This window comes from Micromonospora sp. NPDC005194 (assembly GCF_040608335.1).
Lineage (GTDB): Bacteria > Actinomycetota > Actinomycetes > Mycobacteriales > Micromonosporaceae > Micromonospora.
Window position 1 is genome coordinate 35944 of sequence record NZ_JBEXIA010000033.1, and the last position, 20126, is coordinate 56069.

Annotated in this window: 18 protein-coding genes and 2 pseudogenes; 9 read left to right on the top strand and 11 right to left on the bottom strand. The window is 72.6% G+C overall.

The genetic code is table 11. The features are described from left to right. Positions 1-84 precede the first annotated feature (84 nt). Entirely contained in the window at positions 85-696 is a 612-nt protein-coding gene (locus tag ABZU53_RS24475; RefSeq protein ID WP_354854356.1) for an NADH-quinone oxidoreductase subunit I, read from the bottom strand. A gap of 95 nt (positions 697-791) precedes the next feature. Between ABZU53_RS24475 and ABZU53_RS24480 the strand changes: the two genes are divergently transcribed. Further along, positions 792-1367 (top strand): Uma2 family endonuclease, encoded by a 576-nt coding sequence (locus ABZU53_RS24480; protein ID WP_355067703.1) that lies wholly within the window; start codon positions 792-794, stop codon positions 1365-1367. Here the strand turns inward: ABZU53_RS24480 and ABZU53_RS24485 are convergent. Further along, a complete protein-coding gene (locus ABZU53_RS24485) occupies positions 1348-1776 on the bottom strand; it encodes an ester cyclase (RefSeq protein WP_355067705.1) in 429 nt (142 codons plus the stop codon). The two genes, ABZU53_RS24480 and ABZU53_RS24485, sit on opposite strands and share 20 nt — an antisense overlap. Before the next feature lie 229 nt (positions 1777-2005). Here ABZU53_RS24485 and ABZU53_RS24490 point away from each other — a divergent pair, with 229 nt between their 5' ends. Continuing rightward, positions 2006-3058 carry a glutathione S-transferase C-terminal domain-containing protein gene (locus tag ABZU53_RS24490; protein WP_354854361.1) on the top strand — a complete coding sequence of 351 codons (1053 nt, stop codon included), beginning with the start codon at positions 2006-2008 and terminating at the stop codon, positions 3056-3058. A 37-nt stretch (positions 3059-3095) separates the two neighbouring features. On the opposite strand, the gene ABZU53_RS24495 is transcribed toward ABZU53_RS24490, so the two are convergent. Beyond that, entirely contained in the window at positions 3096-4058 is a 963-nt protein-coding gene (locus ABZU53_RS24495; RefSeq protein ID WP_355067707.1) for a complex I subunit 1 family protein, read from the bottom strand. A gap of 323 nt (positions 4059-4381) precedes the next feature. Beyond that, positions 4382-4948 (bottom strand): annotated as a pseudogene (locus ABZU53_RS24500) (NADH-quinone oxidoreductase subunit C); the annotation flags it as partial. Between the two features lie 116 nt (positions 4949-5064). Between ABZU53_RS24500 and ABZU53_RS24505 the strand changes: the two are divergent. Beyond that, complete coding sequence (locus tag ABZU53_RS24505; protein WP_355067709.1) at positions 5065-6111, top strand: glucose 1-dehydrogenase; 1047 nt, start codon at positions 5065-5067, stop codon at positions 6109-6111. 17 nt (positions 6112-6128) lie between these two features. Here ABZU53_RS24505 and ABZU53_RS24510 read toward each other — a convergent pair whose 3' ends face one another. Together ABZU53_RS24510 and ABZU53_RS24515 are read right to left on the bottom strand one after the other, a co-directional pair. Next, a complete protein-coding gene (locus ABZU53_RS24510) occupies positions 6129-7445 on the bottom strand; it encodes a DUF2252 domain-containing protein (RefSeq protein WP_354854367.1) in 1317 nt (438 codons plus the stop codon). A 76-nt stretch (positions 7446-7521) separates the two neighbouring features. Beyond that, complete coding sequence (locus ABZU53_RS24515) at positions 7522-8103, bottom strand: NADH-quinone oxidoreductase subunit B family protein (RefSeq protein ID WP_354854368.1); 582 nt, start codon at positions 8101-8103, stop codon at positions 7522-7524. 177 nt (positions 8104-8280) lie between these two features. On the opposite strand from ABZU53_RS24515, the gene ABZU53_RS24520 reads away from it, so the two are divergent. From ABZU53_RS24520 to ABZU53_RS24535, 4 genes are all read left to right on the top strand, one after another. Further along, a complete protein-coding gene (locus tag ABZU53_RS24520) occupies positions 8281-8817 on the top strand; it encodes a SigE family RNA polymerase sigma factor (RefSeq protein ID WP_354854369.1) in 537 nt (178 codons plus the stop codon). After that, positions 8810-10015, top strand: a complete 1206-nt coding sequence (locus ABZU53_RS24525) for a hypothetical protein (RefSeq protein ID WP_355067710.1) — start codon at positions 8810-8812, stop codon at positions 10013-10015. The genes ABZU53_RS24520 and ABZU53_RS24525 overlap by 8 nt, the downstream gene beginning before the upstream one ends. Positions 10016-10195: 180 nt before the next feature. Further along, positions 10196-10759, top strand: coding sequence for a SigE family RNA polymerase sigma factor (locus ABZU53_RS24530; protein WP_354854373.1), 564 nt, complete (start codon positions 10196-10198; stop codon positions 10757-10759). Next, positions 10752-11960, top strand: coding sequence for a hypothetical protein (locus ABZU53_RS24535; protein WP_355067712.1), 1209 nt, complete (start codon positions 10752-10754; stop codon positions 11958-11960). The genes ABZU53_RS24530 and ABZU53_RS24535 overlap by 8 nt, the downstream gene beginning before the upstream one ends. 46 nt (positions 11961-12006) lie before the next feature. Here the strand turns inward: ABZU53_RS24535 and ABZU53_RS24540 are convergent, their stop codons facing one another. The 3 genes from ABZU53_RS24540 to ABZU53_RS24550 are packed head-to-tail and all read right to left on the bottom strand — an operon-like array spanning position 12007 to position 15307. Beyond that, entirely contained in the window at positions 12007-13521 is a 1515-nt protein-coding gene (locus tag ABZU53_RS24540; RefSeq protein ID WP_355067714.1) for an aminotransferase class V-fold PLP-dependent enzyme, read from the bottom strand. After that, positions 13518-14960 carry an MFS transporter gene (locus ABZU53_RS24545; protein WP_355067716.1) on the bottom strand — a complete coding sequence of 481 codons (1443 nt, stop codon included), beginning with the start codon at positions 14958-14960 and terminating at the stop codon, positions 13518-13520. Before ABZU53_RS24545 ends, ABZU53_RS24540 begins: the two co-directional genes overlap by 4 nt. 32 nt (positions 14961-14992) lie before the next feature. Beyond that, positions 14993-15307: an MGMT family protein gene (locus ABZU53_RS24550; RefSeq protein ID WP_354854381.1), complete on the bottom strand. Its 315-nt coding sequence runs from the start codon at positions 15305-15307 to the stop codon at positions 14993-14995. A gap of 13 nt (positions 15308-15320) precedes the next feature. Here ABZU53_RS24550 and proB point away from each other — a divergent pair, with 13 nt between their 5' ends. Then, positions 15321-16478, top strand: a complete 1158-nt coding sequence (proB, locus tag ABZU53_RS24555) for a glutamate 5-kinase (RefSeq protein ID WP_354854383.1) — start codon at positions 15321-15323, stop codon at positions 16476-16478. A 107-nt stretch (positions 16479-16585) separates the two neighbouring features. Beyond that, positions 16586-17827 carry a glutamate-5-semialdehyde dehydrogenase gene (locus ABZU53_RS24560; protein ID WP_355067718.1) on the top strand — a complete coding sequence of 414 codons (1242 nt, stop codon included), beginning with the start codon at positions 16586-16588 and terminating at the stop codon, positions 17825-17827. An 8-nt stretch (positions 17828-17835) separates the two neighbouring features. On the opposite strand, the gene ABZU53_RS24565 is transcribed toward ABZU53_RS24560, so the two are convergent. After that, on the bottom strand, positions 17836-18741 hold the full coding sequence (locus ABZU53_RS24565; protein ID WP_355067743.1) for a prenyltransferase/squalene oxidase repeat-containing protein: 906 nt from the start codon (positions 18739-18741) through the stop codon (positions 17836-17838). A 126-nt stretch (positions 18742-18867) separates the two neighbouring features. Then, positions 18868-20116, bottom strand: a pseudogene (moeZ, locus tag ABZU53_RS24570) (adenylyltransferase/sulfurtransferase MoeZ). Positions 20117-20126 lie beyond the last annotated feature (10 nt).

The window sequence follows — 20126 nt, forward strand, 5'->3', positions numbered from 1 at the left end:
CGGGTCGGGCCGCGCCTGGCCGCGTCACAACGCGGCCCGTCACGACGTGTGCCGTCAGGACCTGTGCCGTCACGACGCGGGCGGTCACGACGCGGGACCCGGGTCGGCGTCGGGACGTACCGCCGGTGGGACCGAACGCGCGGCCTTGCGGGCCGCCGCGGTCTCCTCCTTGGCCGGCTCGCCGTTCGGGTCGTGCGCCGGCGGCGGTGGAACCGTGGCCATCCACTGACCGAGGTGGTCCTTGTCGTGCAGCAGGTCCTTGATGTCGTACTCGGCGTACTCGAACTCCGGAGACCAGTAGAGCGCGTCGAACGGGCAGACCTCGATGCAGATGCCGCAGTACATGCAGAGCGAGAAGTCGATGTCGAACTTGTCCAGCACGTTGCGCTGGCGGGGGCGGGCGGCGCCGGGCACCGCCACCTCCTCCTTGTGGGAGTCGATGTAGATGCACCAGTCCGGGCACTCGCGGGCGCAGAGCATGCAGACCGTGCAGTTCTCCTCCGACAGCGCGATCACTCCGCGCGAGCGCGGCGGCAGCTCGGGGGCGACGTCCGGGTACTGCTGCGTGGTCGAGCGGCTGGTCATCGTCTTGAGGGTGACCGCCAGCCCCTTGACCAGGCCCGCGCCGGGCAGGCCGCGCTCGGTGGCGCCGCCCGCCGGGTCGCCGTGCTCGCTGGGGTCGGTCATGTGGACCATCCTGCCCTGTGGCCCCGGCGCGCGCGACCACCACCCACAGGTCCACGGCGGTACGGTCGTCGCGGGGCGAACGACGCACCGGAAAGGACCCGCTCATGACCGCCGCGCTGCAGAGCGACTACCCGCCCGAGAGCGGATGGACGACTGACGATCTGGATGCGCTGCCCGAGGACGGCCGCCGCCGGGAACTGCTCGATGGAATGCTGCTGATGTCCCCCTCCCCCACCCGCACCCACCAGACCATCGCCGGCAGACTGATGGCCGCGCTCGACGAGGACTGCCCCGACGGCTACGACGTGACGCAGGCGGTCGAGGTGCGGATCAACCGCACCCGATCGTTCATCCCCGACGTGCTGATCACCACGGCCGCCGCGGCGGCGCGCGAGCCGTCGAGGTACGAGCCGCACGAGGTGGTCGTCGCCATCGAGATCGTCTCGCCGAACACCCGCTCGATCGACCGGGTGCTGAAGCCGGCGCTGTACGCCCAGGCCGACATCCCCTTCTACTGGCGGATCGAGACCGAGGGTGGCGGGTTGGAGGTCGTGACCTACCGGATCGACGCCGTGAACGAGGTCTACACCGAGACCGGGCGGTGGACGAAGTTCGTCGACACCGGCGAGCCCTTCCCGATCAACCTGTCGATCAGCCGGATCACGCCCCGGGTCCGCTGACGACGGTCGGCGGGAGCATCTCGACGCCGAGCTGTTGGAGGAGCTGGAACAGTTCGTTGCAGCTCCACACCTCGACGATCCGGCCGGCCGTGTCGAAGCGCAGGAACGTCGCCCCGGAGTAGCTGACCACCTGGCCGGTCGGCGGCACCGGCCCGAACTGCCCCAGCTGGGTGCCGGCCGCCCGCCAGTGCACAGCCACCCGCTCACCGGCGGCGACCACGTCGACGATCTTGTAACGCAGGTCCGGGAAGGCCGCTCGGCGCTCGCGGTGCCAGGCCAGCGTCGCCTCCGGCCCGGTGCCGCCCAGCCCGGGGCACTCCTCGGCGATCAACTCGTGGGCCGACTCCTCCCGGCGGGCGTTCCACACGTCGGCGATGAAGCGCCGGGCCGCCACCTCCACATCCGTCATGCCGGCAGGGTAGCCGGCCAGCTACCGGTGAGCGGGGGCCACAGGTGTTTGGCTCGCCCTTTGCTCTGCTTCAACGGACGCAACACTCTCGGCCATCGAATGTTGCCGTGAGTGAAGCAGAGCAAAGGGCGTGGGGGTGGTGGGGCCGTCCGCGGGCGAAGCTCGGCGTCTGGCCCGCAGGCCAGGTTCGCCGCGCCGCCCCGGCCCGCCGCGAATCGGCGAAGATGGGGTGGAGACGGCAACCGGACCGGGAGGTAGGAGCGACGTGGCGGAGACAGGCGGGAAGTACGTCGAGCCGGGTGGCGAGTTCACCCGGGACCAGCGGTACATCGCCACCCGGATCACCGCGGACGGGCGGGACGGCTACCCGGTCGAGCCGGGCCGGTACCGGCTGGTGGTCAGCCGAGCCTGCCCGTGGGCCAACCGCCTGATCATCGTGCGACGGCTGCTCGGCCTGGAGGACGCCATCTCGATGGCGGTGGCCGGCCCGACCCACGACGCTCGGAGCTGGACCTTCGACCTCGACCCGGGTGGGCGGGACCCGGTGCTCGGCATCGAGCGCCTCCAGGAGGCGTTCTTTGCGCGCTTCCCCGACTACGAGCGCGGCATCACCGTGCCGGCGATGGTGGACGTGCCGACCGGGCAGGTGGTGACCAACCACTACGCGCAGATGAGCCTGGACCTGTCCACCGAGTGGAGGGCGTACCACCGAGAGGGCGCCCCTCAGCTCTACCCCGAGCACCTGCGGGAGCAGATCGACGAGGTCAACAGTGTGGTGTTCCGCGACGTCAACAACGGCGTCTACCGGTGCGGCTTCGCGGGCAGCCAGGAGGCGTACGACAAGGCGTACCACCGCCTGTTCGACCGGCTGGACTGGTTGACCGAGCGGCTGACCGACCAGCGGTACCTGGTGGGCGACACCATCACCGAGGCCGACGTACGGCTGTTCACCACGCTGGTCCGCTTCGACCCGGTCTACCACGGCCACTTCAAGTGCAACCGGCAGAAGCTGAGCGAGATGCCGGTGCTGTGGGCGTACGCCCGGGACCTGTTCCAGACCCCCGGGTTCGGCGACACCATCGACTTCGACCACATCAAGCGGCACTACTACCAGGTGCACCGCGACATCAACCCGACCGGAATCGTGCCGCTCGGCCCCGACCTGTCCAACTGGGTCACCCCGCACGGCCGGGAAGCTCTGGGTGGCCGCCCCTTCGGCGACGGCACCCCACCCCCGCCCCCGGCCGAGCCCGTAGACCCGGCCCACACCCCGCTGCGCTGACCCACACCCCTCCCGGCGGGGGCGGGAGGGGGCGGGGTTAGAGGGCGACGCGGACCGCTGCGGTGAGGACCAACTGCGCCAGGGAGGCGGGCACGAGGACCAGCCAGCAGAGGCGTTGCAGCTGGTCCTCGCGCAGCCGGGGGTAGGACACCCGCAGCCAGATGATCACGAAGGCCACGGCGAAGACCTTGAGCAGGGTCCACAGCCAGCCCAGGTGCTCGTCGGCGAACGGGCCCTGCCAGCCACCGAGGAACAGCACCGTGGTCAGCGCGGCGATCACCACGATGCCGACGTACTCGGCGAGCAGGAAGAACGCGAACCGCAGCCCCGTGTACTCAGTCATGTAACCGAAGACCAGCTCCGAGTCGGCCACCGGCATGTCGAATGGCGGCCGGCGGATCTCGGCCAGCCCGGCGACGAAGAAGATGATCATCGCGGGCGCCTGCCAGAGCAGCCACCACGGCTGCCACGCCTCGACGATGCCGGACAGGCTCAGCGTGCCGGCCGCCATCGCCACCGAGGCGGCGGCCAGCACCAGCGGCAGCTCGTAGCCGAGCAACTGGGCGGCCCCGCGCAGCCCGCCGAGCAGGCTGTACTTGTTGGCCGACGCCCACGCCGACATGAGCACCGCCACCACCCCGACGCCGACCACGGCCAGCACGAAGAACAGGCCGATGTCCAACGGTTGCCCGACCAGGTCGTTCGGGCCGAGCGGAATGACCAGCAGCACCAGCAGGTACGGCACCAGGGCCACCGCAGGCGCCAGCCGGAACACCGCCCGGTCCGCCTCGCGCGGGGTGATGTCCTCCTTCTGCACGAACTTGACGCCGTCCGCCAGGAGTTGCGCCCAACCGTGGAAGCCACCCGCGTACATCGGGCCGAGGCGGCCCTGCATGTGCGCCATCACCTTGTGCTCGGCCTGGCCGACGAGCAGCGGCAGGGTGAGGAACGCGACGAGCACGCCGCCCACCCGGAGCACCAGCTCCACCCAGAGCGGCATCAGGCCGTACCCCCGTCGTGGTCGGTCCGGTCGTCACGGCCCGGCGGGTCCGCGACCGCCTCGCCGCCCGACGCGGCCGGACCCGCGCCGGACACCGGCTGATCGGCCGGGCCTGCGCCGGACACCGGCTGGTCGGACGGGCCTGCGCCGGGCGCGGGCTGGTCGGCCGGTGCCGGGTCGTCGGCGGGGCCGGCGGCCCGGGGAGTACGCGCCGGACGGGTCCCCGGCGCCGGCCGTGCGGGTCGCTCGCCAGCTGGTCGGGCCGGGGTGCCGCCGCGTGGACCCTCCCCCACGCCACCCGCGCCGGCCGGAGTCGGCGTCGTTCCCCACTCGCCCGGAGCGGGCACGCCCGGCGGGCGGATCGGTCGACGGCCACCGCCGGCCTCCGACTCGCCCGGCTCCTTCGCGCCCGGCCAGGGCTTCGCCACGCGGGAGGCGAGCACGAACTCCTTGCGCAGCGGGTGGCCCTCGAACTCCGGGGGCAGCAGCAGCGGTCGCAGCTCCCCGTGGCCGTCGAAGTCGATGCCGAACATCTCGTGGGTCTCCCGCTCGTGCCAGGCGGCACCCGGGTAGACGTCGACCACCGAGGCCACCGAGGGCGCGTCGCGGGGCACCCGGGTACGCAGCAGCACGCCGTGTCGCAACCGCGTCGACCAGAGGTGCGCCACCACGTCGAAGCCCTCGGCCAACTCGTCGACGGCGGAGAGCCAGTCGAAGAAGTCGCAGGCCAGCTCGCTGTCGTCGCGGGCCGCGCGGACGGCGGCCGACCAACTCGTCGGGGGTACGTCGACGGTGGCCCGGGCGAACCGCTGCCCGCCGGAGACCGACGGGGTCGCCTCGACCGGCGCGAGCAGCGCGACCAGCCGAGCGCCGACCTCTTCCTCAGTCATGCCGCTGATCCTAGGGCGTCGGCCGGGTGCCGACCCGGCCCGCGGTCCACGACCGATCCCCGGTGATCTGCCCGCTTTACCGGGCAGCGGGCCAGTCGGCGGGGAAAGATGAGGGCGTGCGCGCTGTCACTGTGAAACCCGGGGTCGCCAACTCGCTGAGCCTCGCCGAGGATCAGCCGGAGCCGGCGCCCGAGGAAGGCGCGGTCCTGGTCGAGGCACTGGCCGTGGGAATCTGCGGCACCGACCACGAGATCATCGCCGGGGAGTACGGCGAGGCGCCGCCGGGCGCGGACCGCCTGGTCATCGGGCACGAGTCGCTGGGCCGGGTGCTGGAGGACCCGAGCGGCGCCCTGCAACCCGGCGACCTGGTGGCCGGCATCGTCCGGCATCCCGACCCGGTGCCCTGTCCCAACTGCGCGGTCGGCGAGTGGGACATGTGCCGCAACGGTCAGTTCACCGAGCACGGCATCAAGGCGCTACCCGGGTTCGCCCGGGACCGCTGGCGGATCGAGCCCCAGTTCGCGGTCAAGCTGGATCCGGCGCTGGCCCAGGTCGGCGTGCTGTTGGAGCCGACCAGCGTGGTGGCCAAGGCGTGGGACCACATCGAGCGGATCGGCCACCGGGCCGAGTGGCAGCCGCACACGGTCCTGGTGACCGGCGCCGGGCCGATCGGGCTGCTGGCCGCGCTGCTCGGCACCCAGCGCGGGCTCACCGTCCACGTTTTGGACCGGGCCACCGACGGCCCCAAGCCGGAACTGGTCGCCGGGCTCGGCGCCACCTACCACGCGGTGCCGGTCAACGACCTGCCCTTCGAGCCGGACGTGGTGATCGAGTGCACCGGCGCGCCCACGGTCGTCCTCGACGTCATGTGCAAGGCGGCGCCGACCGGCATCGTCTGCCTGGCCGGGGTGTCCAGCGGCGGCCGGAGCATCGACTTCGACGCCGGGGCCCTCAACCGGGCGCTGGTGCTGGAGAACAACGTGGTGTTCGGCTCGGTGAACGCCAACCGGCGACACTGGACCATGGCCGCACAGGCACTCACCCGCGCCGACCAGGTCTGGCTCTCCTCACTGATCACCAGACGGGTCCCGGTGAACAGGTACGCCGACGCGTACACCTCCGGGCCGGACGACATCAAGGTGGTGCTGGAGTTCGCCTCCTGACCGGCGGCCCGGCGACGTCAGATGCCGGGTAGCCGGCCGTTGCGGAACAGGTCCACGAAGAGCTGGTGATCCTGGCGGGCACGCACCCCGTACGCGTGCGCGAAGTCCACCAGGTGGGTGACGAAGCCCGACTCGTCGGTGTCCACGGCGGCGACGATCGCCTCCTCGGTGGAGTAGTCCACCAGGTCGTGACTGGACTCGTCGTCGGCGACCGAGTGCATCCGGGCCACCGCCCGGCCAAGGTCGGCAAGCACCCCGGTCAGCTCGTCCGGCTCGTTGACGTCGGACCAGTCCAGGTCGGCCGCGTACGGGGAGACCTCGGCGACGAGCTGACCGGCGCCGTCCAGCTCGGTGAAGCCCAGCCACGGGTCGGCGTGCGCCTGCAACGCCCGCTGCGACTCGGCGGTCCGGTGACCCTGGTGCTGGAAGTAGCCGCGTACCGAGTCGTCGGTCGAGTAGCGGGCCACCGCCGGGACCTGCGCCTGCTTCATGTAGATCACGACGTCGTTCTCCAGCGCCTGCGTGTGCCCCTCCAGCAGCAGGTTGTACGACGGCAGGCCGGCCGAACCGATGCCGACTCCCTTGCGCAGCACCACGTCCTTGATCCGCGTCGCCACCGGGCGCAGCCGGGCCGAGGCGGTCGGCAGAGTCCCCAGGTACTCCTCGAAGGCGGCGAGAACCCGGTCCCGGGTCTTCCCGTCGACCTCGAAGACCCCGTCTCCGATGGAGAACCGCCGCTCGTAGTTGTCGACGGTGGTCTGCTCGGCGAGCAGGTCGACCCGCGTGTTGAGGCGGGCCTGCTGGAGCACCCGACGCAGCACCCCGTCGGCGTTCTCCAGGGTGATCGAGCCGATGGCGTCGTCCCCGCCGGCGGCGATCGCCCGCAGCTCGGTCAGGTAGGAGCGGGCGAAGCCGGCCACCAGCTCACCGATCACCGTGTCGGAGAGGGCCTTGCTGTAGCCGAGCAGCGCCACGCTGGCCGCGAGCCGGCGCAGGTCCCAGGTGAACGGCCCGACGTACGCCTCGTCGAAGTCGTTGACGTTGAACACCAACTGCCCGGAGGCGTTCATGTAGGTGCCGAAGTTCTCCGCGTGCAGGTCGCCGTGGATCCACACCCGGCCGGTCCGCTCGTCGAGGAAACGGTCGTCGGCGAAGTCGCCACGCTGGTCGGCGTAGAACAGCGCGGCGCTGCCCCGGTAGAAGGCAAACGGCGACGCGGCCATCTTGCGGAACTTGCGGCGGAAGGCCGCCGGGTCGATTGCCATCGACGCGCCGAACTCCTCGGTGAGCACGTCGATGATGTGGGCGGACCGCTGGTCCACGGAATTGCTCATGAGCGCAGGTTAACCGGGCCCGACCAGCCCCCACGTCGAGCAATCGAGCGGTCCCCTCCGCACGGCGGGCCGTTCGTCAGTGTGCGGCGGGTGGGCGGACCGGCGGGGCGGTGAGGGAGTCGACGGAGCGCGGGGCGGCGGCCTCGCGGGGCGGGGCGTCCAGCGGCGCGGCGAGCAGATCCCGCTGCGGCACTCCGCCGATGCCGGACTGCTCGGCGGCGATCTTCTCCTGCAGGCGCAGGATGCCGTGCAGCAGCGCCTCTGGGCGCGGCGGGCAGCCGGGCACGTAGACGTCGACGGGGATGAGCTGGTCGACGCCCTTGGTCACCGAGTACGAGTCCCAGTAGGGGCCGCCGCAGTTGGAGCACGCGCCGAACGAGATGACGTACTTCGGCTCGGGCATCTGGTCGTAGAGCCGCTTGATGGCCGGGGCCATCTTGTCGGTCACGGTGCCGGAGACCACCATGAGATCGGCCTGCCGGGGGCCGTGGGCGAACGGAATCACACCCAGCCGGATGAAGTCGTGCCGACCCATGCTGGTGGCGATGAACTCGATCGCGCAGCAGGCCAGGCCGAAGTTGAACACCCAGAGCGAGTAGCGGCGCCCCCAGTTCAGCACGAACCGGATCGGCTCACCGAGCACTGCCGGTAGCTGCACGGACGTCCCCTCTCCTCATCCCACAGTGAATCACAGCCGCTTGTCACGGACCGGACAGGCAACCCCACCGGTTCGACCGCAACCGGCGGGCGCGGCCGAGTGTGTGACCGGTGCTGGCGAACACGCCGCCTGCGCCCACCACGGGGAGGACGAGTGCTTGTGACGAGAGAAGTACGGGTGGGCGGACCGCCCCCCGACCCGCCGGGAAGCCCCATCCCCGCGACTGCCGAACTGGCCTTCGACGACTTCTACCACGCCCACTTCCGATCGCTGGTGGTGCAGCTCACGGCGTACACCGGTGATCGTGGGCAGGCGCAGGACCTGGTTCAGGAGGCCTTCTGCCGGGCGTACACCCACTGGGGCCGGCTCGCCCGGTACGACGATCCGCTGGCCTGGGTGCGCCGGGTCGCCTGGAACCTCGGCCACAACCGCTGGCGACGGTTGCGGACCGCGCAGGCCTGGCTGCTGCGGCAACGCGAGACACACGTCGCCGAGCCGAGCCCGGACCGGGTCGCCCTCGACACCGCGCTGGCCAAGCTGCCGCCGAAGCAGCGACGGGCTGTCGTGCTGCACTACCTCGCCGACCTGACGGTCGCCGAGATCGCCGCCCAGGAACGGGTCGCCGAGGGGACCGTCAAGTCCTGGCTGCACCGGGGACGGGCGGCCCTCGCGACGCACCTGCGCGACACCAACGAGGAGGTGCGAGATGTCTGAGCAGGAGATCCTCGGCCTCGCCGACGAGTTCACCCACTACCGCCGTACCGTGCTGGCGGAGGTCGAGGTGCCCGGGCCCGCCGCCGTGCGGCGGACGGCAACCGGGCGCGGCCGTCGCCGGCTGGCCACCACCACCGCGACGGTGCTCGCGCTGTTCGGCGGGGCCGCCGTCGGGTACGCGGCGATGAGCGGCCCGGATCGCGAGCCGGGCCCGGTCGACCCCACGCCGACCATCTCCGCGTCGCCCACGCCGAGCGGCACGGCGAGCCCGACCCCCGGCCCGTCCGTCACGAGCGGCAGCCCGACCTCCACCGCCCCGAGCGGGAAGATCAGCCGGGCCCAACTGCTCGGCGCGGCGGTGACCCTGCCCGCGTGGCGAGCCGGGCGGGGATGCCCCACGTCGGGCGTCCGGCTCAGCGGTGACGACCGTGAGGGCGTCAACTGGCTGCTGGCGCTCGACCAGGGGGACGTCGACGGGGACGGCACGGTGGAGGCGGTGGCGCTGGTGCAGTGCGTGCTCGGCTCCGGCGGACCCATGCAGGTGGTCGCCTTCGACCGCGACCAGCAGGGCAAGATCGTCACACTGGGCCGGGTGGTCACGACGAGCATCGACAAGCCGCAGTGGTTGTTCGCCCTCGACGTGGTGGACGACGGCACCGTGCGGGTGCAGGTCGGCGACATCGCGCCCGGTGGTGGCTGGCCCGGTGAGTGGTCACAGCGACAGTGGCGGGGCTACCGCTTCAAGGGCGGGTCCTTCGCGCAGGTCTCCGGGCCGACGAGCTTCGGGCCGAACCCGCACGACGTCAACCTCGTGGTCAGCGCCACGAACCTCGTGCTGGCCGACGCGCCGGACGGCTCCCGGACCGGCACGATCACCGTACGCATCCGCAACGGGGGCGGCGGACCCGCCGCCTACGTGGCCCTGCGGCTCGGCCTACCGGCGGCGGTCCGCCCTGACGGGGACGGCTGGGCGGCCTGCCGCAACGACCCGGAGAAGACCCGGGATCCGCTGACCTGCGACCTGAACCAGCTCGGGGCCGGCAAGGAGGTCCGGCTCACGCTGGGCTTCCGGGTCGCCGCCGGCACCACGGTCGGCACGGGGAAGGCCGACGTGGACGGCCGCCCGATGGACGCGAGCTTCGACTTCGTGCAGGAGGTCTACGACCCGGACAACACGGTGGTGATCACCTACCGTTGAGCCGACCCGACCGGGACGGGACACGGCCGCGCTCACCGAGCGCGGCCGTGTCGGCGTGCCAACCGTCGCGTCCCTCGTGCCGACTGTCAGATTCGCGGCCGTTCGGGCCGCAACCTCGTACGCCGCACTGAAGTGTTACCGGCGCCAGGGCACCGGCCCCGGCGCCAACGGGGAGGGGCAGTGACAGCAACGATGGGAGCCCGCGCCAACGAACCACCGGCGGCGTTGACGGCCGCAGGGCTGAACGCGGCGGCGATCACCTTCGACGACTTCTACCACGCGCACTTCCGGAGCGTGACCGCCCAACTGTGCGCGTACACGGGGGATCTGGGCCACGCTCAGGATCTGGCCCAGGAGGCGTTCTGCCGGGCGCTGGCGCGCTGGGACCGCCTGGTCCGGTACGACGATCCGGTGGCCTGGGTTCGCCGGGTCGCCTGGAACCTGGCCCGCAGCCGCTGGCGTCGGCTGCGCACGGCCCGCAACCACCTTCTGCGCCAGCGGCGCACCGAGGCCGAGGTGGACGGCCCGACACCGGACCGGGTGGCCATCGACGCGGCGCTCGCGCAACTGCCCGCCAACCACCGGCGGGCCGTCATCCTGCACTACCTGGCCGACCTGTCGGTCAATCAGATCGCTCTTCAGGAAGGGGTGGCCGAGGGCACCGTCAAGTCCTGGCTGCACCGCGGCCGGGCCGCCCTTGCCGGACTGCTGGACGAGAACACCGAGGGGGTGTCCGATGTCTGATCTCGAACCGCGACTGCGCGAGCGGTTCACCGCGTACCGCACCGATGTCACCACCCGGGTCGTCGGTCCCGGTCCCGACCAGGCCCGACGCACCCTGCGTCGGCGCCGGCAGACGAGGGTGGTGGCCGTCGCCGCGGCGGCGGTCGTCCTAGTGCTGGCACCGGTCGTCGCCAACGCCGCGCTGAAAGGCGACCGCACGCCGCCGGTCCCGGCCGAGTCCGTCGACCCGACGTCCCCGCCGACGACGGCACCGCCGCCGCCCACACCGTCGGTCAGCCAGTCGCCGAATTCCACACCCACGGCCGACCCCGACGCCCCGGACGGCCGGATCAGCCGGACGCAGCTGCTCGCTGCCCGCCTGGACCTGCCGGCCTGGCCGCCGATCGTGCCGTCGACCTGCACCACGTCGAAGGTGCGGCTGGTGACAAGCTCCATCAACAACTACATTCCGCTGCTCACCGACCTGAAGGTGAGCCACGCCGACCTGGACGGGGACGGCGCCGAGGAGACTGTCGCCGCCATCTCCTGCCGGTACGGCGAGGCGTCGGCGAAGCAGGTAGTCGCCTTCGACCGGGACGACAGTGGGCGGATCGTGACGCTCGGCAGAGTCGTGCGGACCACCGACGGTGTCGAGGACATTCGCGGCCTGGAGGTCACCGCGGCCGGTGCGGTCCAGGTGCGGGTGGCCGACCTGCAACCCTGCTGCGACACCCCGTCCTACTGGCCGCAGGAACAGCTGCGCACCTACCGGTTCACGGGGGGCCGGTTCACCCAGACCGACGGTCCCACGAAGTTCGGCAAGGATCCGCGGCTCACCGACCTGCGGCTGAGCATGACCCACACGCTTGTCGACGCCCCGGGTGGCCGCAAGCTGACCACCGTCTTCACCGTGAAGAACGCGGGACCGGTCGATGCGGCACAGGTCGAGCTGCGCGGCTTCAACCTGGGTGAGCCGACGGGTGGCGACTGGTCCCGGTGCGACCCGAAGGTGGCGGCAGCAGACGACAACGACTCGTGCCTGCTGCCGGGGGTGCCGGCCGGTGAGTCGCGGCGCTACACCTTCGTGCACCTGATGCCCGACCGTTCGGGCGCCGACGCGATGACACGGGCCTTCCATGTCACGCACTTCGACGCTCAGGACCGACGGTGGCGCGATCTCAACGACAAGGACAACCGTGTGGAACTGCCCGGCGTGCTCTGAGCGGGACGTCCGGTGCCCCACCCCGATCGGGGTGGGGCACCGGCGTTCAGTCGTCCGAACCCCAGGTGGGGCGTTGCAGCAGACCGACGAACTCGACCAGCAGGCGTTCGCGCAGCGCCGGCGGGGCGGCGTCGAGCAGCGTGTTCACCAGCGCCATCCGATCCGGCAGAGGCCCCGCCGCACCTGTGTCGGCCCCGCCACCCAGGCCGAGCCCGGCGGCCAGGCCGACCACCACCTCCGGGGTCAGCGCCTCGGGGGTGAGGGCGCCAACCAGGGACGCCAACTCGGCGGGCAGCCGCACCGGGCCGGCCGCGTGGGCCGCCGCCACCGCGGCGGCGAGATCCGGGCCGAACTCCGCCACCCGGGGCGCGACCGAGGCGGTCACCGTGAGGTGCACGCTGGCCGGCAGACCGGCGTACGACAGCTGGGGCTGGGTGTGCCAACCACGCGCGGTCAGCTCGTCGACCAGGACGAACAGGTCGGGTCCATCCTCGGTGGCGGTGAAGCAGACCACTGTCGACTCCGGCTCGGCCATCAGCCGCAGACCGTCGACGGCGCGGACGGCGTCGGCCAGGCCGGCGACCGCGTCCCGGGTCACGGCGGCCAACCGCAGGTAGCCGGCGTCGCCGAGGTGCCGCAGGGTGGCGTACGCGGCGGCGATCGGCCCACCCGAGCGGGTGGACGCGATCACCGGATTGATCATGGTGTAGCCCGGCCAGTCCGCGTACGCGAAGTACTGCGGGGCGCGTCCCGCGGCGTCGCGGTGCAGCAGCACCGACACGCCCTTCGGGGCGTACGCGTACTTGTGCAGGTCGACCGAGATGGAGGTGACCCCGGGCACCGTGAAGTCGAACGCCGGCACCGGCTCGCCGAGACGACGCAGGTACGGCAGGGTCCAGCCGCCGAAGCAGGCGTCGACGTGACAGCGCACCCCGGCGTCGGCGGCCACGGCGGCGATCTCGGCCACCGGGTCCACCACCCCGTGCGCGTACGAGGGCGCGGAGCAGGCGACAAGCACCGTCTCCGGGCGGATCGCGGCGGCCATCGCGGCCGGGTCGGGGCGCAGAGTGTCCACCGAGACCGGCACCACGTCCAGCGCCACCCGCAGGTAGTGCGCCGCCTTGGCGAACGCGGCGTGGGCGCTCGCCGGCACCACGATCCGGGGTGCGGTGATCTCCGGGTGGGCGTCCCGGGCCGCCTTGACGGCGAGGATCAGCGATTCGGTGCCGCCGCTGGTGACGCTGCCGACCACGTCGGGTGCGGTCGTGCCCGGCCCGCCGCCGAGCACCCGGCCGGCAGCGCCGACGAGCGCGTTCTCCATGGCCAGCAGGGACGGGAACGCGGTCGGGTCGAGCCCGTTGACGTGCGCGCTCTCCCGGTGCGCGGCGGTGGCGAGGTCGTCGAGCCCTGGCACCGCCGGGTCGTACACGTACGCGAACAGCCGCCCGCCGTGGGTGGGCCGGTCGCCCGCGCGCAGCCGTCGAACCTCCGCCAGCGCGACGTCCGCGGCCACCCCGTCGCGGGACAGCGCCCCCGCCCCGACCGTGTTCTCGTCGATCATGGAATCGTCGTGCCCTTCTCGATGCGGCCCACCGCCGTGGTGTGCTGGCCCCGCGTGGAGGCCAGGACGGCGGGGGTCAGGGTGTAGCGGCGCAGGAGCAGGACCGGCGGGCCCAGCAGCAGGGCCGGGATGATCGTGAAGCCGAGGAGAACGCCCAGTCGCGCCGTGTCGGACTGGGCGGCAGCCGTGCCGGTGTCGGAGGAGACGTAGCCGGAGAGCTGGAGCACCAGCCCGTACATGCCCGGGCCGAGGGCCAGGCCGAGGGTCTCCCCGGCGGTCCACAGGCCGGTGAAGACGCCCGCCTGCCGGCGGCCGGTCCGCGCCGTGTCGTACGCGATGCAGTCCGGGAGCATGGCCAGCGCGAACACCTGCTGCCCGGCGTACCCGACGCCGATGACCGCGACCACCAGGTAGACGACGACCGGGGGCAGCAGCGGGGCGGCGACCAGGGCGAGCGCCCCGGCGGCGAGGATCAGCCCGGCGGCGACCAGCGCGGACCGCTTGCCCAACCGGGCGCCGACGCGGGACCAGAGCGGCATCACCAGCAGCGCCGGCCCGACGAAGCAGGCGAAGAGGAGGGTCGGCCCACTCTGCTCGTCGCGCAGGATCTGCCCGGCGAAGTAGTTGACCCCGGCGAGGATGGTCGCCACGCCGGCGGACTGCACCACGAAGCAGACCAGCAGCGCCCGGAACGGCCGGTTGGCGGCCGCCACGGCGAGCTGGGCGCGCAGTGTCGGCTCGCTGGCGCCTACCACGCCACCGGGCGCGGACCGGGTGCCGAGGAACGCGCCGAGGGCGCCGATGACGATGAGCGCCGCCACGAACAGGCCCATCCAGCGGTGCCCGGGCACGCCGTCGCCGCCGGCCCTCACGACCAGCGGGGCCACCGCGCCGGAGACCAGGATGGTCAGCGCCAGCACGGCGATCCGCCAGGTCATCAGCCGGGTGCGCTCGGCGTAGTCGTCGGTCATCTCGGCGGGCATCGCCACGTACGGCACCTGGAAGAAGGCGAACGCGGTCGCCGTGGCGAGGAAGGCGAGCGCCACGTACGCCGCGGCGGCCGGCCCGTTGCCGAACGGCGCGGCGAAGATGGCCGCGAAGAGCACGGCGAGCGCGAGACCGGCGACGAGCAGGTACGGCCGGCGTGCGCCCCAGCGCGACCGGGTGCGGTCGGAAATCCGCCCGGCGACCGGGTTGACCAGCACGTCCCATGCCTTGGGCAGCAGGACCAGCAGGGCGGCGAGCCCGGCGGCCACGCCGAGCGTGTCGGTCAGGTACGGCAGCAGCAGCAGACCGGGCACCGTGCCGAACGCGCCGGTGGCCAGCGAGCCGAGCGCGTACCCGGCGTGTACCGGGCGGGGCAGCCGACCGGCGGCGGGCAGGCTGGCCGCATCCGGGCCGGCGGCGGGCAGGCTGGCGGCGCCCGGCGGCTGGTTCATGGGGCCGAATGTTACTCACGTTATGCGGCAGGTCACATCCCCTCATCCGGCGACCAACCGGCCACCGAAATGTCCACGCCCTCGCCGCGCAACGGGACCCCCTCGGCCCGCAGCCGGGCCCGCGCCTCCCGCTCGTGACCCGGTGGAAGCCGGCCACCAGCGGTCACCACCCGGTGCCAGGGCACCGAGCCGCCGTGCCGGGCCATGATGGAACCCACCAGGCGCGCGGAGGAACGGCCCGAGCGCTCGGCCAGGGCGTCGGCGACCCCGCCGTACGACATCACCCGACCCTGCGGGATCCGCTCCACCAGGTCCAGCACCGCCTCGACGTACTCGTCAGGAGTCACAATCGGCCACCATATGGGAACGCCGCCGGGCGACGCGGGCGTGACCACGCAGAATGGGCGGGTGCGCGACGCAGTCACGGCCGCCCGACGGGTCGTCGTCAAGATCGGATCCTCCTCGTTGACCACCGCCACCGGCGGCCTGGCCGACGAGCGGGTCGACGCGCTGGTCGACACCCTGGGCCGACTCGCCGCCGAGGGACGCGAGGTCGTGCTGGTCTCGTCGGGCGCGATCGCCGCCGGCCTCGCCCCGCTCGGGCTGATCCGACGTCCGCGCGACCTGGCCACCCAGCAGGCCGCCGCCAGCGTCGGCCAGGGCCTGCTGATCGGCCGGTACGCGGCCAGCTTCGCCCGGCACGGCCGCACCGTCGGGCAGGTGCTGCTCACCGTCGACGACGTGACCCGGCGGGCGCACTACCGCAACGCGTACCGCACGCTGCGCAAACTGCTCGACCTGCACGCGGTCCCGATCGTCAACGAGAACGACACGGTGGCCACCGAGGAGATCCGGTTCGGCGACAACGACCGCCTGGCCGCCCTGGTGGCCGCGCTGGTGCACGCCGACCTGCTGGTGCTCCTCTCCGACGTGGACGCGCTCTGGACGGGCGACCCGGCCCGCCCGCAGTCGACCCGAATTCCGGAGGTCCGCAGCGACGAGGACCTCGCCGGGATCACCATCGGCGGCGCCGGCCGGTCCGGGGTCGGCACCGGCGGCATGGTGACCAAGGTCGAGGCGGCCCGGATCGCCACCGGCTTCGGCATCCCCGTGGTGCTCACCTCCGCCGACCTGGCCACGTCGGCGCTGGCCGGCGAGCCCGTCGGCACGCTGTTCCATCCGCAGCGGCAGCGCCCGACGGCCCGGCTGTTCTGGCTGGCCCACGCCACCTCGCCCCGAGGGCGGCTGCACCTGGACCCGGGCGCGGTGGCCGCCGTCGTCGGGCGGCGCAAGTCGCTGCTGCCCGCCGGCATCACCGCCGTGGACGGCACGTTCACCGCCGGCGACCCGGTGGACCTGGTCGACACCGCCGGCGCCCCGGTCGCCCGTGGCCTGGTCAACTACGACGCGGTGGAACTGCCCGGGCTGCTCGGTCGCTCCACCTCCGAACTCGCCGCGGCGCTCGGCCCGGCGTACGAACGGGAGGTCGTCCACCGCGACGACCTCGTACTGCTGTAAGCCAACCGCCCAGCTGAGGAGTAGTCGATGAGTGAGCGCCAGCGAATGAATCATCAGCTCAGGGCGTCGGTGCCTCAGGACGGCACGGAGCGAAGCGGAGTGCCGGCATGAGCGTCGTCGAGCAGGCGCGACGGGCGCGGGACGCCGCCGCCGACCTGGCCGTGGCCACCCGTACGGTCAAGGACGCCGCGCTGGTGGCGATGGCCGACGCGCTGGTGGCGCGTACCCCGGAGATCCTGACCGCGAACGAGACGGACCTGGCGGCCGGCCGGGAGGCCGGGCTGAGCGCGGCCGTGCTGGACCGGCTCGCCCTCGACGGGGGCCGGGTGGCCGGCATCGCCGACGCGCTGCGCCAGATGGCCGCGCTGCCGGACCCGGTCGGCGAGGTGGTCCGCGGCTCGACGCTGCCCAACGGCCTGGAGCTGCGCCAGATCCGGGTGCCGTTCGGGGTGGTCGGCATCATCTACGAGGCACGCCCGAACGTGACCGTGGACGCCGCCGGGATCTGCCTCAAGTCCGGCAACGCGGCGCTGCTGCGCGGGTCGTCCTCGGCCGCGCACTCCAACGCCGCGCTGGTCGCGGTGCTGCGCGACGCGATCGCCGACGCCGGCCTGCCGGCCGACGCGGTGCAGCTGCTCGACGCCAGCTCCCGCGACTCGGTCAAGGAGCTGATGCGCGCCCGAGGGCTGGTCGACGTGCTCATCCCGCGTGGCGGCGCGTCGCTGATCCGCACCGTGGTCGAGGAGTCGACGGTGCCGGTGATCGAGACCGGGGTGGGCAACTGCCACGTCTACGTCGACGCCGCCGCGGACGTGGCGAAGGCCGTCGCGGTGACGCTGAACGCCAAGACGCAGCGCCTGTCCACCTGCAACACCGCCGAGTCGCTGCTGGTGCACACGGACGTCGCCGACGCGTTCCTGCCGCCGATGCTGGCCGCGTTCGCCGAGGCCGGCGTGACCGTGCACGGCTCCCCCGAGGTGACCGCCTACTCCGCCGCCGTGGTCCAGGCGACCGAGGAGGACTTCGCCACCGAGTACCTGTCGGCCGACATCTCGGTCGCGGTGGTCGACTCGCTGGACGCGGCGGTCGCGCACATCCGCCGCTTCGGCACCGGGCACACCGAGGCGATCCTCACCGACTCGGCGAGCGCGGCCCGCGACTTCGTCGCCCGTGTCGACGCGGCGGCGGTCATGGTGAACGCCTCGACCCGGTTCACCGACGGGGGCGAGTTCGGCTTCGGGGCGGAGATCGGCATCTCGACGCAGAAGCTGCACGCCCGGGGCCCGATGGGCCTGCCCGAGCTGACCAGCACCAAGTACGTCGTCACCGGGGACGGGCACCTGCGCTAGGGCCGATGTCAGCCCGGCTGCGCGGCGGCTCCGGCCGCCGCCGGTCGGGCGGCCCGGATCGCGGACAGCGTGGCGTGCACGTCGAACTGGTGACCGTCGTCGCTCTCCCAACCCCCGTCGCTGCGCTGGGTCTCGGCGAGCCGCCGCAGGGCCCGCACCATGATCCAGTCGTGCAGGTCGATGCCGACCCGGCGCAGCGTGGCCCCCAGCCAGGCCACGTCGCCCGGCGACATCGTGGGCATCCGTTCGGCGAGCACCACCTGGATCCGCGCCGACTCCTGGAACATCTCCTGACGGTGCAGCACGGCGGCGCTCAGCCAGCCCGCCGCGAGGAACGACGGCCAACTGCCGTCCGGGCGCAACCGCGCGACGATCGACTGGGCCGCCGCCTGCACCACACCGGCGTACGCCCCGCCGACCCGGTGATCGAGCGGACCCGAGGCGCGGGCGTCCAGGCCGGCGACGGTCAGCCAGAAGCCGGCGTTGGCGGTGAGGAAGAGTTTGGCCTCCGGATCGCCGGGGCGGGCCCACTCCGGGGCCGAGCCGGTCAGCGAGAGGTCCTCGTCCCAGCCGCCGTCGGCCTGCTGCCGGGACGCCAACCAGTCCAGTGCCCGGCGGGCGGCGGGACGGCCCAGCGCGCCCAGGTCGTCCAGCTCGGCGAGGCGGAAGCAGGTGGCGTCGACCGAGGCGACCTCGCCACCCCAGCTCGCCGGCCAGCCGCCGTCCGACGACTGGCCGATCTCGGCCGTCTCCAACAGCTCCGGCGGCACCGGCGTGCCGTTGCGCAGCCAGGAGAGGCGGGCGCGTTCCACCGCGTCCCCATGCGCCACGACGAACCCGATCGCGGCTTCCAAGTCGACCACGGCGGTGACGCTACCTGCGCAGACACGATCCCGCCTCGGGGAATCGGCCAGCTGGAAATGGCTGCGTCGCTCCGGCCGGAGCGCCGTACGGAGGCACTTGCGTCGATTTACCGCCGTCGGCCGCGGTGTGTAGAACCACGCCGGGGCGGCGCCGCGTGGCGTCGCCCCGGCGGCCGGTCAGTACGCGGGCAGTGCCGGGTCGATCTGCTTGATCCAGGAGAGCACGCCGCCCTGCACGTGCACGGCGTCGCGGAACCCGGCCGCCTTGAGCGCGGCGAGCGCCTCCGCCGAGCGGACGCCGGACTTGCAGTGCAGCACGATCTGCTTGTCCTGCGGGAGCTTCGCCAGCGCCTCGCCGGAGATGATGTCGCCCTTGGGGATGAGGGTGGAGCCGGGGATCCGCACGATCTCGTACTCGGCCGGCTCCCGCACGTCGACGAGGAAGATGTCCTTGCCGGCGTCCTGCCACTCCTTCAGCTCCAGGGCGGTGATGGTCGAGTCGAGCGTCGCCTCCTGGGCCTCCTCGGAGACCGCGCCGCAGAAGTCCTCGTAGTCTTCCAGCAGGTCGGTGACGGTCGGGTTCTCGCCGCAGAGCACGCAGTTCGGGTCCTTCCGAACCTTGATCTTGCGATACTCCATCTCCAGGGCGTCGTAGACCATCAGGCGGCCGACCAGCGGCTCACCGATGCCGGTGAGCAGCTTGATGGCCTCGTTCACCTGGATCGAGCCGATCGACGCGCAGAGCACGCCGAGCACGCCTCCCTCGGCGCAGGACGGGACCATGCCGGGCGGCGGCGGCTCCGGGTAGAGGCACCGGTAGCAGGGGCCGTGCTCAGCCCAGAACACCGACGCCTGGCCGTCGAAGCGGTAGATCGAGCCCCAGACGTACGGCTTGCCGAGCAGCACCGCCGCGTCGTTGACCATGTACCGGGTGGCGAAGTTGTCGGTGCCGTCGACGATCAGGTCGTACTGGGCGAAGATCTCGCGGACGTTCTCGCGGTCCAACGCGGTGTTGTGGATCTCCACGTTGACCAGCGGGTTGATCTCGCGGATCGACGCGGCGGCGGACTCGGCCTTGGAACGGCCGACGTCGGACACGCCGTGGATGACCTGGCGCTGGAGGTTCGACTCGTCGACGGTGTCGAAGTCGATGATGCCGAGGGTGCCGACCCCCGCCGCGGCGAGGTAGAGCAGGGCGGGCGACCCGAGGCCACCGGCGCCGACACAGAGCACCCGGGCGTTCTTCAGCCGCTTCTGCCCGGCCACCCCGACGTCCGGGATGATCAGGTGGCGCGAGTAGCGGCGGATTTCGTCAACGGTCAGCTCGGCGGCGGGCTCGACGAGCGGGGGCAACGACACGGTGGACTCCCCGGGATCGGCGGTGTGAACCGCGCCATTGTTGCTCGCCCGGGCCACTCTCGGCCATGAGGGAGGAC

Bases quoted from the DNA above. Each gene is read 5' to 3' on its own strand.
- ABZU53_RS24560 (WP_355067718.1), top strand. From the start codon at position 16,586: ATGAGCGTCGTCGAGCAGGCGCGACGGGCGCGGGACGCCGCCGCCGAC.
- ABZU53_RS24475 (WP_354854356.1), bottom strand. From the start codon at position 696: ATGGTCCACATGACCGACCCCAGCGAGCACGGCGACCCGGCGGGCGGC.
- ABZU53_RS24540 (WP_355067714.1), bottom strand. From the start codon at position 13,521: ATGATCGACGAGAACACGGTCGGGGCGGGGGCGCTGTCCCGCGACGGG.
- proB (WP_354854383.1), top strand. From the start codon at position 15,321: ATGGGAACGCCGCCGGGCGACGCGGGCGTGACCACGCAGAATGGGCGG.
- ABZU53_RS24545 (WP_355067716.1), bottom strand. From the start codon at position 14,960: ATGAACCAGCCGCCGGGCGCCGCCAGCCTGCCCGCCGCCGGCCCGGAT.
- ABZU53_RS24510 (WP_354854367.1), bottom strand. From the start codon at position 7,445: ATGAGCAATTCCGTGGACCAGCGGTCCGCCCACATCATCGACGTGCTC.
- ABZU53_RS24485 (WP_355067705.1), bottom strand. From the start codon at position 1,776: ATGACGGATGTGGAGGTGGCGGCCCGGCGCTTCATCGCCGACGTGTGG.
- ABZU53_RS24535 (WP_355067712.1), top strand. From the start codon at position 10,752: ATGTCTGATCTCGAACCGCGACTGCGCGAGCGGTTCACCGCGTACCGC.
- ABZU53_RS24480 (WP_355067703.1), top strand. From the start codon at position 792: ATGACCGCCGCGCTGCAGAGCGACTACCCGCCCGAGAGCGGATGGACG.
- ABZU53_RS24525 (WP_355067710.1), top strand. From the start codon at position 8,810: ATGTCTGAGCAGGAGATCCTCGGCCTCGCCGACGAGTTCACCCACTAC.
- ABZU53_RS24495 (WP_355067707.1), bottom strand. From the start codon at position 4,058: ATGCCGCTCTGGGTGGAGCTGGTGCTCCGGGTGGGCGGCGTGCTCGTC.